Origin of the sequence: Actinacidiphila guanduensis (assembly GCF_900103985.1) — a bacterium.
In the GTDB taxonomy this organism is placed as follows: domain Bacteria; phylum Actinomycetota; class Actinomycetes; order Streptomycetales; family Streptomycetaceae; genus Actinacidiphila; species Actinacidiphila guanduensis.
On sequence record NZ_FNIE01000002.1, the window covers coordinates 122,963 to 136,604 of the forward strand.

The 13,642-nt window shown below is 74.2% G+C and carries 13 protein-coding genes; 3 read left to right on the forward strand and 10 right to left on the reverse strand.

Translation table 11 applies throughout. The features are described from left to right. Positions 1-16 precede the first annotated feature (16 nt). The 3 genes from BLR33_RS03810 to pdhA are packed head-to-tail and all read right to left on the reverse strand — an operon-like array spanning position 17 to position 3,659. Positions 17-1,522 carry a dihydrolipoamide acetyltransferase family protein gene (locus BLR33_RS03810; protein ID WP_093782833.1) on the reverse strand — a complete coding sequence of 502 codons (1,506 nt, stop codon included), beginning with the start codon at positions 1,520-1,522 and terminating at the stop codon, positions 17-19. Beyond that, on the reverse strand, positions 1,522-2,562 hold the full coding sequence (locus tag BLR33_RS03815) for an alpha-ketoacid dehydrogenase subunit beta (RefSeq protein WP_093782834.1): 1,041 nt from the start codon (positions 2,560-2,562) through the stop codon (positions 1,522-1,524). The genes BLR33_RS03810 and BLR33_RS03815 overlap by 1 nt, the downstream gene beginning before the upstream one ends. Next, on the reverse strand, positions 2,559-3,659 hold the full coding sequence (gene pdhA / locus BLR33_RS03820; protein ID WP_093782835.1) for a pyruvate dehydrogenase (acetyl-transferring) E1 component subunit alpha: 1,101 nt from the start codon (positions 3,657-3,659) through the stop codon (positions 2,559-2,561). The genes BLR33_RS03815 and pdhA overlap by 4 nt, the downstream gene beginning before the upstream one ends. Positions 3,660-3,842: 183 nt before the next feature. Here pdhA and BLR33_RS03825 point away from each other — a divergent pair, with 183 nt between their 5' ends. Further along, the gene (locus BLR33_RS03825) at positions 3,843-4,334 is read left to right on the forward strand and encodes an Lrp/AsnC family transcriptional regulator (protein WP_176930114.1); all 492 of its coding nucleotides are present in this window, start codon (positions 3,843-3,845) and stop codon (positions 4,332-4,334) included. 67 nt (positions 4,335-4,401) lie between these two features. On the opposite strand, the gene BLR33_RS03830 is transcribed toward BLR33_RS03825, so the two are convergent. From BLR33_RS03830 to BLR33_RS03865, 7 genes are all read right to left on the reverse strand, one after another. Continuing rightward, positions 4,402-4,986 carry a TetR/AcrR family transcriptional regulator gene (locus tag BLR33_RS03830; protein ID WP_093782836.1) on the reverse strand — a complete coding sequence of 195 codons (585 nt, stop codon included), beginning with the start codon at positions 4,984-4,986 and terminating at the stop codon, positions 4,402-4,404. Further along, on the reverse strand, positions 4,983-6,506 hold the full coding sequence (locus BLR33_RS03835) for a 3-hydroxyacyl-CoA dehydrogenase (protein WP_093782837.1): 1,524 nt from the start codon (positions 6,504-6,506) through the stop codon (positions 4,983-4,985). The genes BLR33_RS03830 and BLR33_RS03835 overlap by 4 nt, the downstream gene beginning before the upstream one ends. 166 nt (positions 6,507-6,672) lie before the next feature. Next, positions 6,673-7,518 (reverse strand): TrmH family RNA methyltransferase, encoded by an 846-nt coding sequence (locus BLR33_RS03840; RefSeq protein WP_093782838.1) that lies wholly within the window; start codon positions 7,516-7,518, stop codon positions 6,673-6,675. 131 nt (positions 7,519-7,649) lie between these two features. Further along, positions 7,650-9,164, reverse strand: a complete 1,515-nt coding sequence (locus BLR33_RS35835; RefSeq protein ID WP_245771196.1) for an HTTM domain-containing protein — start codon at positions 9,162-9,164, stop codon at positions 7,650-7,652. Positions 9,165-9,244: 80 nt separating this feature from the next. Next, positions 9,245-9,910, reverse strand: coding sequence for a DUF5819 family protein (locus tag BLR33_RS03855; RefSeq protein WP_093782839.1), 666 nt, complete (start codon positions 9,908-9,910; stop codon positions 9,245-9,247). Positions 9,911-10,148: 238 nt separating this feature from the next. After that, positions 10,149-10,478 (reverse strand): rhodanese-like domain-containing protein, encoded by a 330-nt coding sequence (locus BLR33_RS03860; RefSeq protein ID WP_093782840.1) that lies wholly within the window; start codon positions 10,476-10,478, stop codon positions 10,149-10,151. Positions 10,479-10,657: 179 nt separating this feature from the next. Beyond that, positions 10,658-11,512, reverse strand: coding sequence for a hypothetical protein (locus BLR33_RS03865; RefSeq protein ID WP_093782841.1), 855 nt, complete (start codon positions 11,510-11,512; stop codon positions 10,658-10,660). A gap of 184 nt (positions 11,513-11,696) precedes the next feature. On the opposite strand from BLR33_RS03865, the gene BLR33_RS03870 reads away from it, so the two are divergent. After that, positions 11,697-12,719 (forward strand): aldo/keto reductase, encoded by a 1,023-nt coding sequence (locus BLR33_RS03870; protein WP_093782842.1) that lies wholly within the window; start codon positions 11,697-11,699, stop codon positions 12,717-12,719. Between the two features lie 61 nt (positions 12,720-12,780). Next, complete coding sequence (locus BLR33_RS03875) at positions 12,781-13,407, forward strand: TetR/AcrR family transcriptional regulator (protein ID WP_093782843.1); 627 nt, start codon at positions 12,781-12,783, stop codon at positions 13,405-13,407. Positions 13,408-13,642 lie beyond the last annotated feature (235 nt).

Genomic DNA, 13,642 nt, shown 5'->3' on the forward strand with positions numbered 1-13,642 from the left:
GAGCGGGAGCGGGTGGTCAGACGGAGGCCAACAGGGTCGCGGGGGATTCGACGCAGTCGGCTACGAAGCGCAGGAAGCCGCCTGCTGTGCCTCCGTCGCAGACGCGGTGGTCGAAGGTGAGGGAGAGCTGGACGACCTGGCGGGCTGCCAGTTCGCCTTGGTGGACCCAGGGTTTGGGGGTGATGCGGCCGACCCCGAGCATGCCCGCCTCCGGGTGGTTGAGGATCGGCGTGGAGCCGTCCACTCCGAAGACGCCGTAGTTGTTGAGGGTGAAGGTGCTGCCGGTCAGGTCGGCCGGCGTCAGGGAGCCGTTGCGGCCCGCCTCGGTCAACCGCCGCAGTTCCGCGGACAGTTCCGAGGTCGTACGGCTGTGGGCGTCCCTTACGACGGGCACCACGAGGCCCCGGTCGGTCTGCGCCGCGAACCCCAGGTGCACCGCGGGCAGCCGGACGATCTCGCCGCGCTCCACGTCCACCCGCGCGTTCAGCTCGGGGAATCGTGCGAGCGCCGCCGTCACGATCCGCGCGAACAGCGCCGGCACCGAGATCCGCTCGCCCGCACCCGCCCGGTCCACCGCCGCGTTCATCGCGGCCCGCGCCGCCAGCAACTCGGTGGCGTCGGCGTCGACCCAGCACGTGGCGTCCGGGATCTCCCGCCGGCTGCGGGACAGCTTCTCCGCCACCGCACCCCGTATCCCGCGCAACGGGACCCGCACCTCGCCGTCCGCGGCAGCCGCCTGCTCCGCCGCGCCGCCCGCACCGGGCAGCACCGCGGGCTCGGCCCGCTCCACATCCGCCCGCAGGATCAGCCCTTCCGGGCCCGAGCCCTTCAACTGCCGCAGGTCCAGCCCCTTCTCCCGCGCCAGCCTCCGCACCAGCGGCGAGATCACGGCCACCGGCCCGCCGTCCGCACCCTCCGCAACGGAGCCACCCGCGCCCTCCGTACGCAAGCCCCCGGCATCCCCGGCACCGGCGGCGGCACCGCCCGAACCGGCACCGCCGGCAAGTGCCCCGCGTACGGCGCCCGCGGCCGCCGCACCGTCCCGCACGTGCCCGTTGGGCGCCGCCTCGGCCACACCCGAACCCGCCGCTCCCGCCGCCCCGTGCCCCACCGCCGCGCTCACCGCCCGTACCCGGCGGCGCCTCCTGCTGCTCGCGGCGCCCGTGCCGTACCCGACCAGCACGTTCCCCGAGCCCTCGTCGCCATCGCCCGGCCCGGACCCCGCGGAACCGCCGCCGGGGCCCGGCGAGCCGCCCTGCTCGGCGGCGCCGTCGCCCGAGCCCACCGCGACCGTCACCAGTGGGCGCCCGACCTGCAGGACATCGCCCTCCGCGCCGAAGCGGGCCGTCACCACCCCGCCGTAGGGGCACGGGACCTCGACCACCGCCTTGGCCGTCTCGACCTCGACCACGGGCTGGTCGACCTCGACCACCTCGCCGACCGCCACCAGCCAGCGGACGACCTCCGCCTCGGTGAGGCCCTCGCCGAGGTCCGGCAGCAGGAACTCCTTGACCTCGGCCATCACGCCTCCTCCCACTGCAGGCGGCCCACGGCGTCCAGGATGCGGTCGACCCCGGGCAGGTGGTGCCGCTCCAGCATCGGCGGCGGGTAGGGGATGTCGAAGCCCGCCACCCGCAGCACCGGGGCCGACAGGTGGTGGAAGCAGCGCTCGGTGATCCGCGCGGCGATCTCCGCGCCGGCGCCGCCGAACCCGGACGACTCGTGGACGACGACCGCCCGCCCGGTAGCCCGCACCGCGGCCGCGACCGTCTCCTCGTCGAAGGGCACCAGGCTGCGCAGGTCCACCACGCCCAGGTCCCAGCCTTCCTCCTTGGCGGCCTCGGCGGCCTCCAGGCAGACCGGCACCGAGGGCCCGTAGGTGACCAGGGTGGCCGAGCGCCCGGTGCGCCGGACGACCGCGCGGCCGATGGGCGGCACCTGCGCCGGCTCCTGCGCCGACCAGTCCGCCTTCGACCAGTACAGCCGCTTGGGCTCCATGAAGACGACCGGGTCGTCGGAGGCGATGGCCGCCCGCAGCAGCCCGTAGGCGTCCTCGACGGTCGCGGGGGTGACGACGTGGAGGCCGGGGGTGTGCAGGTAGTACGCCTCGGAGGAGTCGCTGTGGTGCTCGACGCCGCCGATGCCGCCGCCGAAGGGGATGCGGATGGTCAGCGGCAGCGGCAGCGCGCCCCTGGTGCGGTTGCGCATCCGGGCCACGTGGCTGACCAGTTGCTCGAAGGCCGGGTACGCGAAGGCGTCGAACTGCATCTCGACCACCGGCCGCAGCCCGTACATCGCCATGCCGACCGCCGTGCCGAGGATGCCGGCCTCGGCGAGCGGGGTGTCGGTGCAGCGGTCCTCGCCGAACTCCGCGGCCAGCCCGTCGGTGATCCGGAAGACACCGCCCAGGGTCCCGACGTCCTCGCCCATCACGTGCACGGACCGGTCGGCCGCCATGGCGTCGCGCAGCGCCTGGTTGAGCGCCTGCGCCATGGTGGTGGGCTTGGGAGGGGCGGGGGCCGGGGCCGGGCGCGCCGCCACACCGGGGGTTGCCGCGCTCATGACTGCTGCTCCGCTTCCAGTTCGGCCCGCAGCATGGCCTCCTGCTCGCGCAGCTGCTGGGTGGGCTCGGCGTAGACGTGGGCGAACAGCTCCGCCGGGTCGAGCCGCGGCTCCTCCTGCATCCGGGTGCGCAGGTCGGCCGCCAATGCCTCGGCCTCGTCGGCGGCGCGCTGCCGCAGCGCGTCGTCGAGCAGGCCGCGTCCGGCCAGTTCGCGCTCCAGGAGCGCGATCGGGTCGTGCGCCTGCCAGGCGGCGACCTCGTCGTCGGTGCGGTAGCGGGTCGCGTCGTCGGCGTTGGTGTGGGCCTCGACGCGGTAGGTGATCGCCTCCACGAGGGTGGGGCCGCCACCGGCGCGGGCGCGCGCGACCGCTTCGGTGAGCACCTGGTGGACGGCCGCCACGTCGTTTCCGTCCACCAGCCGGCCCGGCATGCCGTAGCCGACCGCCTTGTGGGCGAGGCTGGGGGCGGCGGTCTGCTTGGCGAGGGGGACGGAGATGGCGAAGCCGTTGTTCTGCACGAGGAAGACCACCGGGGCGTGCCAGACGGCCGCGAAGTTCAGCGCCTCGTGGAAGTCGCCCTCGCTGGTGCCGCCGTCGCCGACCATGGCGAGGGCCACCACGTCGTCCCCGCTGACGCGCGCGGCGTGGGCGAGGCCGACCGCGTGCGGGAGCTGGGTGGAAAGAGGGGTGCTCAGCGGGGCCACCCGGGTGGCGCGCGGGTCGTACCCGGTGTGCCAGTCGCCCCGCAGGAGGGTCAGGGCCTCGACCGGGTCCACCCCGCGGGCGACCACGGCGAGGGTGTCGCGGTAGCTGGGGAAGAGCCAGTCCTGCGCGCCGAGCGCGAGCGCTGCGGCGACCTCGCACGCCTCCTGGCCGGTGCTGGACGGGTAGACCGCGAGGCGGCCCTGCCGGGTGAGGGCGGTGGCCTGCCGGTTGTACCTGCGGCCGCGGACCAGCTGCCCGTACAGCTCGCCGAGCAGCGCGGGGTCGAGCCGGGCGGCCTCGGGGGTGCCGAGCAGCCGGAACGGCTCCGGATCGGGCATCAGCGGCGCGGCGTCGGTGCGCGGGCGCCACGCGGGGGTGTCCAGCACGGTCATCGCAGAGCACCTCCTCGTGAATCGGTGACCGGGGTCGGTCGGACGGCGAGCGGGTCCCGCTCTCCCAACCGATTGTTCGGTCGCCGGAGGCATTTTGGCTACGGGGTCGTCCGGCCTGTGGACAAACGGTTCTGCACAGCCTGAGATGGAGCCAGTACGTCCATGCTATGGAGCCCCCGGGGGATGGCGAGCGAACAGATGGCCACAGACGGCGCCGACGAAGCAGAGGCCCGACCTCTCGACCCGATCGACCGGACGATCCTGCGCCTGCTCCAGGAGGACGGCAGGGCCTCGATACGCTCCGTGGCCGAGCGGGTGCACGTGTCACGGGCGAACGCGTACGCGCGGATCAACCGGCTGCTCGAGGACGGGATCATCCGAGGATTCACCGCCCGGGTGGACCACGAGCGGGCGGGCCACGGCGCCTCCGCCTACATCACGCTCAAGATCGTCCAGAACTCGTGGCGGACCGTCCGGGAGAAACTTGTCACCCTTCCGGGTGTCGTCCACATCGCCCTCGTCAGCGGCGACTTCGATGTGCTGCTGCTGGTGCACACCGTCGACAACCGCAGCCTGCGCGAACTGGTCCTGACCCGGCTGCAGGCGATCGAGGAAGTGCTCAGCAGCCGCACGCTGCTGGTCTTCGAGGAGACCGACCTCGTCCTCGGCGACTGAGCCGGCCCGCCGGACGGGGCCGGACGCAGGCAGACGGGAGCCGGACGGGGGCGGACGCGGCCGCCCGCTACGTGCGCAGCCCGTCGAACGCCAGCCGCACCACCGCCGCGGCCACCTCCTCGTCCGCGCGGGCCCCGGCACCCGGCCGGTACCACTCCACCAGGGAGTTGATCATGCCGAACAGCAGCCGGGTGGCGAGCTTGACGTCCATGTCCGCGCGCAGGTCGCCCTCGGCCACCGCGGCCGTCAGCAGGCCCGCCATCCGCTGGTCGAACTCGCGGCGGCGGGCGAGCGCCAGCCGCTCGGTGCGGGTGTTGCCGCGCACCCGCAGCAGCAGCGTGACGTAGGGCAGCTCGGCCATCAGCACCTGCGTGGTGCGCCGGGTGACGAACTCCAACCGCTCGATCGCGCGGCCCCGCACGGCGCCGGGCTCGTCGAGGATGGCGAACAGGCCCTCCAGGGCGCGGCCCACCGCCCGCTCCAGCAGCTCCTCCTTGCCCCGGACGTGGTGGTAGATCGAGGACTTGGAGATGCCCGCTGCCTGGGACAGGTGCTCCATGGAGGTGCCGTCGTAGCCGCGCTCGTTGAAGACCTCGACGGCCACCGCGAGCAGCGAGTCGGGCGTGTAGGTGTCGCGCTTCGCCATGGTCATGAGGAGATCACATCTTCGGACCGCGCGGCACGCCGTCTCAGCTCGGGGCAGGGGGCGTAGCGGCCGGAGGGGTACCAGACGTGCAGGGCGTCCAGCAGGTCGCGCACGTACGTCAGGGAGACGCGCTCGCCCCACTCCAGGGGCCCCAAGGGGTAGTTGACGCCCAGCCGCATCGCGGTGTCCACGTCCTGCGGGGTGGCCACCTCCCTGGCGACGGTGTCGAGGGCGAAGTCCACCAGCATCGCCGCCGTGCGCGCCACCACCATGCCGGGCACGTCCCGCACGACGCTGACCTCCTTGCCGAGCGCCTGGAAGAGCCCGGTGGCCTCGGCGACCGCGTCGGCGTGCACCCCGGCGGAGGGCGCGATGGCGATCCGGCCGGCCGCCCGGTAGTCCAGCGCGAGGTCGAACTGGATCGCCGGCGCCCCGGGCAGCCGCCCGTCGGCCAGGTGCAGGGGCGTGCCGCCGGGCAGCACGATCGCGCCGGTCCGCTCGCCGGGGGCGGCCGGCTCCTCGCGCACCTCGATCCGCGCCTCGCGCAGCAGACCGGGCAGGGCGCCCGCGGGCCCCAGGGTGCCGCGCACGGTGACGTACCCGGGTGCCATGGCCGGCTCCGCGGTGTGCGGCTGGACGGCGTCGCCATGGGCGCGCTCGTCGCCGTAGGGGTACCAGCCGCGGCCGCTCTTGCGGCCGAGCCGCCCGGACTCCACCAGGCGCCGCTGCGCCAGTGAGGGCGCGAACTTGGGGTCGCGGCCGAACGCCTCCCACACCGAGCGGGTGACCGCCTCGTTGACGTCCTGGCCGATCAGGTCGGTCAGCTCGAAGGCGCCCATGGCGAAGCCGCCGCTCTCGCGCAGCAGCGCGTCCACGGTGGCGGGGTCGGCGGCCCGCTCCTCGTAGACGCGCAGCGCCTCGGCGTAGAAGGGGCGGGCCACGCGGTTGACGAGGAAGCCGGGGGTGTCGGTGCAGCGCACGGGCACCTTGTCCCAGGCGGCCGCGGTGTCGCAGGCGGTGGTGACCGCCTGGGCGTCACCGGCCGCCCCGGCGACGACCTCGACGAGCGGCAGCAGGGGCGCGGGGTTGAAGAAGTGCATGCCCACCAGGCGCCCTGGGCGGCGCAGGGCGGCCGCCACCGCGGTGACCGACAGGGAGGAGGTGTTGGTCGCCAGGAGGCAGTCGGCGGCGACGATGTCCTCCAGTTCGGCGAAGAGCCGCTGCTTGACGGCCAGGTCCTCGACCACGGCCTCCACGACCAGGGCGGCGGGCGCGAGATCCGCGAGCCGGTCGGCGGCTGCCAGGCGGGCGAGCGCCGCCTTGTGCTCGGAGGCGCCGATCCGCCCCTTGGCGGCGAGCCGGTCCAGCCGCCCCGCGACGGCGTCGACGGCCGCCTCCGCCCGGCCCGGGACGGCGTCGAAGAGCAGCACCGGATGCCCGGCGACCAGCGCGACCTGTGCGATGCCCTGTCCCATGGTGCCGGCGCCGACGACTGCCACGGCGCTGCTGCGGTCCACTGCGGTCACGGTTGACTCCTCGTTGTCCACAGGGCCGGGTCCGCCCCTCGTGTCCCGACCGAACATTCGGTTAATCTAGCGGTGTCCCGGCGCCCGGGCACCGCGGGACGTCCATCGGGGTCCCCAAGTCCGCCCGGCTCAGGCCGATCCACCACGGTCCTCCCCGGTCCACCCCTCAAGCGCCCCCGCGGGACCCGCCGGACCGGCCCCCGGGTCCACCGGGTACCCGCGGGGAGCGCGAGGTCGCGGCCCAGTGGTAGAGCGCCATGCCCACGCTGGTGGCGAGGTTGTAGCTCGACACCTGGGCGCGCATGGGCAGCGCCACCAGGGCGTCGGCCCGCTCGCGCAGCGCGGCCGAGACGCCGTGCCGTTCGGAGCCGAAGACGACGAGCGCGTCGTCGGGCAGCGCGGTGCCGCGGATGTCCGCGCCCTCGGGGTCCAGGACGACGAGCGGGCCGGGCGGCAGTGCGCCGGGCTCGGCCCGCTCGACGGCTGTCGCGTAGTGCAGCCCGGCGCCGGAGCGCACGGCGTTGGGGTGCCAGGGGTCCAGCGGGCCGGTGGTCACCACCCCGGTGACGCCGAAGCCCGCCGCCAGGCGCACGACCGCGCCCACGTTGCCGAGGTTGCGCGGCTCGTCCAGGACGACGAGGGGCGCCTGCCGGGGGAGCCGGTCGAGTACGGCGAGTTGGGCGGTGCGGTCGGGGCGGGGCGCCAGGGCGGCCACCCCGGTGGGATGGGGACGCGGCACCAGGTCGCGCAGCCGGGGCGCGGGCAGCTCGGTGACCTGTGCGGCGAGTTCGGCCGCCAGGTCGGGCGCCAGTTCCTCGGCGAGCCGCAGCACCGCCGCCCGGTCGTCGGTGACGGCGACCAGGACGTCGGCCCCGAAGCGCAGGGCGTGCTTGAGCGCGTGGAAGCCGTCGAGCAGCACCGCCCGGGGTGCGGCGGCCTGCCACCGGCGCACGGCCGCCTCGGCGTCGTCGGCCGGTCCGGTCCGCAGGCCGGCGCCCTGGTGCTCGGTCATGCCGCCAGCCTAGGCGCAGGCCCTGTCCGGCGGGTCCCGCCGCCCCTGCGCTCGCAAGGGGGGCCGGGACCATGGGCCGGACAGGGCCTCTTGGGTTGGACCTCGCACGGTGCCTACGGGCCGGCGGCCCCTCAGGCGAGCGCCGTGGGCGGGTGCGGGCCCGCCGCGGGCTCCGCCTCCGATGCGGAGCCGTCCCCTGGCGCCGAACCGTTTCCGGAACCGCTGGCCGAATCGTGGGCCCCCTGCGGCGGTCCGGCCGCCGGCTCCGGCTCCCCCGCCCGCTGCGCGGGCACGACCGCCGTGCGTCCCCGGCCCCGGGTGACCGCGCCGACCACCAGCCGCTCCAGCCAGAGCAGGAAGCTCGTCGGCAGGAAGACGGCGTCGGCGGTGATCATGGCGAGCGAGAAGAACGGCAGGCCCAGGACGACCGCGATCGAGGCGTGCTCCAGCATCATTCCGCCGAGCAGCACGTTCTTGACCCGGCGGTTGAAGAGCGTGAAGGGGAAGGCGACCTGGACGATGACGGTGCCGTAGCTGATCAGCATCACCATCACGTCGCTGCTGCCGAGCGCGTGCGAGAGCGCGGGCCAGGGCGTGAAGTCGTCCAGGTGCAGCGGGTAGTAGAGCGCGGTGCCGTCCTGCCAGCGGCTGCCCTGGATCTTGTACCAGCCAGCGGTCGAGTAGATCAGGCAGACCTCGACGGCGATCACCAGCATGGCGCCGTTGTGGATGACGTTGCCCATGATGTCCATGACGGTGCGCGGCTCGCCCGGCGCCCAGCGCCGCACCGCCCACCAGACGGCCTGGCCAACCCAGCAGGCCCAGAAGATCAGCGCCCAGCCGGTGGAGAGCTTGCCCGCGGCGCCCGCGCCCACCAGCACGGCGCCGAACACCACCCACAGCGCGATCCCGACCGGGTCCAGCCCGGCCCGCCCACGGCCGCGCGCGGCCGCAGGAGCGGCTGTGGCGGGTGCGGAGCCCTCAGCCGAAGCAGTCCGGGCCAGGACCCCACCGGCGGCGCCGGAGTCCGCCGCAAGGCCCTTCCCGGCACCCTCCGACGGCACTTCGCCCGCTTCGGCCGCTTCAGCCGGTCGGCCCGCTTCCGGGGCCGTTTCGGGGGCCCCTTCCGCACCTGCTTCCGCAGCCGCCTTCTCCGCCGCCCGCCGGGCCCGCCTGCTGTCCAGCGACCAGACCTGCCCGCAGCGGGTGAAGGCCAGGTAGATCGCCATGATGTGGACGACGTTGTCGCCGCCGTCGCCGAGGAAGACGCTGCGGTTCTGCAGCGACAGCACGCCGACCATGAACATCAGCGCCGAGGTGCGGGTGCGCCAGCCCAGCAGCAGCGAGGCGCTGGCGAGCACGGCGAAGGCGTAGCCCAGCTCGAACCAGGCCCGGCTGTCGCTCCACAGCAGCACCGTGAAGGCGTGGTTGCCGGCGACCAGTTGCTTGGCGAGGTCGAAGCCCCAGGGGCTGTCGGGGCCGTAGAGCCGGCCGCGGTTGGGGTACTCGCGCAGCAGGAAGAGCAGCCAGGTCAGCGAGATGCCGATGCGCAGGACGGCGCTCTGGTAGCGGCCGATGGCGCCGGCGGTGACGGCGGTCAGGCCGCGTGTGACGGCGCGGTCGAGCCGGGCGCTGAGGTCGGCCAGCGTGGGCGTCTCGGGCGCGGCGGGCTTGACCGGCACGGCGGGCTCGGCGGGCACAGCCGCCGCGTGCGTACGGGGTGCGCTCACGAGGCGTTCTCCTGCCCGGACGGCGCGGCGCTGACGTTCCACCACGGGAGCATGCGGTACGAGGTCGTGGTGCCGGTGGTCCCGGCGACCCACTTGGGCTGCGGCACCGGCGTGGTGGCCACGCGGGCCTGGATGCGGATAACTGTGCCGCCGTTGAGCGTGGGGCCGAAACGGTCCTGCAGGATGCGCTGGAGGTAGGTGCGGCTCAGGTCACTGCCAGAGCCGGCGGTCGGCTGGTCCTGCGCGTCATGGGTGTCGCTGTAGTACGACCAGGCGCGCCGCAGCTGGTTCTGGTTGGCGTGGCTGGGCAGCGGGTTGTGGCGGATGTCGGCGATGTCCATGGCGGTCATGTCCACCCAGCCGGTGGTCTCCTGGGCGCCGCCCGGCTTGACCACCTCGGCGCGCGCCTGCACATGGATGTTCTGCTGCAGGGGGTCGGGGGCGAACAGCTTCCAGTTCTGCTCGAACTCCGGGTAGATGTAGTCGTTGACCGCGGTGGCGTGCTCCTTGCTGAGCGTGTTCGAGGGCGCCACGTGCAGGAAGACCATCCCCAGGTGGAACAGGGCGCCGACGGTCACCGCGCCCACCGTCAGGGCCACGACTATGCGGGCCGGCAGTGACAGCCCCGCCGCACCGGGCGGCGGCCCCTCCCTTGGCTCCATCGTCTCTCCGCTCTCCGGCGTGCCCGGCTGCCGCCCGGCACGCTCCCGCCACACGCTCCGGCGGCGACCTTACCGAGTCGTCCACAGCCTCAGGAATGGCTTGGCGTTATCCACAGGCGCGGGCGGGACGCGGGTTTGCGGGCGCGGCGGGGCCGTCGCCTGGGCCGTAGTGCGGAAAGGGAGGAGAAGGGGGTTTCGGAAACTGTCCGGAAGTTCCCCTGCGGGAGGTGGCCTCGGGCTACAGGACGTGGCCCTGGGCGCCGCCGTCCATGACGACGGGACGGCCCGAGGCGGCCCAGTCGAGCATGCCGCCGTCCACGTTGACCGCGTCCACGCCCTGGGCGATCAGGTACTGGGTGACCTGGGCGGAGCGGCCGCCGGCCTTGCAGACCACGTGCACGCGACCCTCGGGCACCTCGCCGATCCGCTCGACGACCTCGCCCATCGGGATGTGCAGCGCGCCTTCGGCGTGCCCGGCCGCCCACTCGTCGTCCTCGCGGACGTCCAGGAGGGTCGCGTCGGCCGGGACAGAAGCGGCATCCACCGAGGGCAGTTGGGAGCGGAACATCGGGCGGGGCCTCCTGGGACACGGGAACACGGGGCGGGCGCCACTGCGGCGGTTCGCCCGCGGGGAACGCTGAGGAACGCTGAGGAACGCGGAGCAATACGGAACACGGAGAACACAGCGAACGCCGAGAACGCCGAGAACACAGCCAAGCTACCCCAGGCGCGCGGGCGCCCGGGCGGTCAGTCCCCCTCGGGCTCGGGCGGGGCGTCGCGGACGAGCTCGGCCAGCCGCGCCTCGCGCTGGGAGACCTGGGTGAGCAGTTGCTCGGCGATCTCGTTGAGCAGGGCGTCCGGGTCGTCGGGGGCGAGCTTCATCATCTGGCCGATGGCGCTCTCGTCCAGCTCCGCCGCCATGGCGGCGAGCTTCTCCTTGCGCTCGGCCAGCCACTCCAGGCGCGCGTAGAGGACCTCGGCCTCGCTGGGCAGCTCCTCCTCTGCGGGCGGGCCCGCCTCCCACTCCGCCGCAAGGGCGCGCAGGGCCTCCTCGTCGGCGTAGGCGTACGCCTCGTTGACCCGGGCGATGAAGGCGCTGCGGCGCTCCTTCTCGGCGTCGTCCTGGGCGAGGTCCGGGTGCGCCTTGCGGGCAAGCTCGCGGTAGAGGCGCTGGGCCTCCTTGCCGGGGCGGACCCGGCGCGGCGGGTCGGTGTCCTCCACGGGCCGCACCCCGTCGGAGCCGAGCAGGCCGCCGAAGAGCTCCTCGACGCCGGGCATCGGCATCACCAGGGCGCGGGCCTCCCAGGCGCGCTCGATGTCGGCGCGATCGCCGCTGTGGGCGGCCACGGCCTCGGCGATCAGGGCGTCCAGCTCGTCGAGCCGGGCGTACATCGGGCCGAGCCGCTGGTGGTGCAGCCGGGAGAAGTTCTCCACCTCCACGCGGAAGGTCTCCACGGCGATCTCGAACTCGATGAGCGCCTGCTCGGCGGCGCGCACCGCCTTCGCCAGCCGTTCCTCGCCGTCGGCGAACAGGTTGCCGGGCTCGGCACCCGGGTCGGCGGCGGAAGGGGTGGCGGGACCGGTTCCGGAGCTGTTGGTCACCCGGACAGCGTAGTGGCGCCTCCGCGGGGGCGTAGTGCCGCCGGGCGCCGGGCGCCGGGGCGAACACGGTGACGTACAGTGTGTCGTACAAGGTGTTCGACCTTTGCCGGGAGCCGGCGGCGGCGCGGTGACCTGCGCGGCCACCGGTCCGCGGCCGGGAGCGGAGCAGGGGCAGGGCAGGGACATGGAGTACAGGCAGCTGGGCGGCACGGGTGTGTTCGTCTCGTCCATCGCACTGGGCGCGATGACCTTCGGAGGCGCGGATTCGCCCATCTGGGGGACTGTAGGCGGCCTCGGCGCCCAGGAGGCGGACGCCATCGTGGGCGCCGCCCTGGACGCGGGGGTGAACCTCGTGGACACCGCCGACGTCTACGGCGACGGCGAGAGCGAGTCGATCCTCGGCAAGGTGCTCGGCTCGCGCCGCGACGACGTGGTGCTGGCGACGAAGGCGAGCGCGCGGACGGGCCCGGGCCCCAACGACGCGGGCGCCACCCGCTACCACCTGCTGCGCTCGATCGAGGCGAGCCTTTCGCGCCTGGGCACCGACCGCATCGACCTCTTCCAGATCCACGGCTTCGACCCGCTGACGCCCCTGGAGGAGACCCTGGGCGCGCTGGACGACGCGGTGCGCCAGGGCAAGGTGCGCTACATCGGCGCCTCCAACTTCGCCGCCCGGCAGCTCGTCAAGGCCCTCGGCGTCTCCGCCCGCGAGGGCCTGGCCCGTTTCGTGTCGCACCAGTGCTATTACTCGCTGGTCGGCCGCGACGTCGAGCACGAGATCCTGCCCGCCTCCAGGGAGGAGAACGTCGCCTTCCTGTCCTACGCACCCCTGGCGTCGGGTCTGCTGTCGGGCAAGTTCGACCGCTCCGGCGCCACGGAGGAAGGCGCCCGCCGCAACACCACCGACTGGCCGCCGACCGACCGCGAGAAGGCATATGACGCCGTGGACGTGCTGCGGGTGGTGGCCGGGCGGCACGGGACCACGGTGGCGCGGGCCGCCCTCGCCTGGAACATCGCGCAGCCGGGCGTGACCAGCGCGATCGTCGGCGCGCGGCGGGTGCCGCAGCTGCTGGACAGCCTCGGCGCCGTGGAGGTCGCGCTCACCGCGCAGGACCTCGCCGAGCTGGACGCGGCCACCGCGCCGCCGACCGCCTACCCGGCGTGGATCCAGCAGCAGGTCGCCCCCTCCCGGCTCCCGCAGGCGTGAACCGCCAGGTCGCAGAGGTGCGGGCGCTGGCGGCGCCCGCACCGCATCTAGACTGATCGCCATGGCGTCCGTCACCCGCAGGCCCGCGAAGAGCGCAGAGCGGCGCGAGGCGGTCGAGGCGCGGGTCTTCGCGGCGGTGGAGAAGCTGCTCGGCGAGGGCCTGAGTTACACCGAGATCAGCGTCCAGCGGATCATCACCGAGGCGGGCGTGGCCCGCTCCACCTTCTACGGCTACTTCCACGACAAGTCCGACCTGCTGCAGCGGCTCGCGACGACGCTCCGGGAGAGCTTCTTCCTGTCCGCCGCGAGCTGGGACCCGGCTGAGGGCCTACCCGGGCTCGTCCGCGTCTTCGAGGAGATCCTGCGGCGGCACCGCGAGCACCTGCCCCTGCTGGCCGCGATCACCGAGACCGCCGCCTACGACCCGGCCGTGCGCAGCTTCTACAACGCCGACCTGGACGCCTTCGAGGCCCGCGTGACCCAGGACCTGCGGGAGCTGCAGGCACAAGGGAGCACCGACCCGGCGATCGACCCGGTGGCCACCGGCCGGGTGGTCGTGTGGGGCGGCGAGCAGGCCATCGCGCACCACATGTCCACCGACGACGGCAGCGGGGACGCCGCCTTCGCGGCACAGATGGCCGCCTTGTGGTGGTACGGCGCCTACCACCGGCTGCCAGGCGGCGAGTGAAGCCGCCGAACGGGTGACTCCCGGTCCGCCCGCACAAGCTGTCGGAGAAACCGCCGCGCAAGCCGCCACAGCCCTGCTGCGGACCGACCGCCCGACCGCCCGCCGTACCCCTGCCGTACCTCAGCCGACCGTCCGGCGTACCTAAGCCGTACCTCAGCCGACCGTCCCCTGACCGTCCGCCGGCCGCGCCCTCCCCCGACAGCCCGTCACGGTCCCACGACGGAGGGGCAATCCG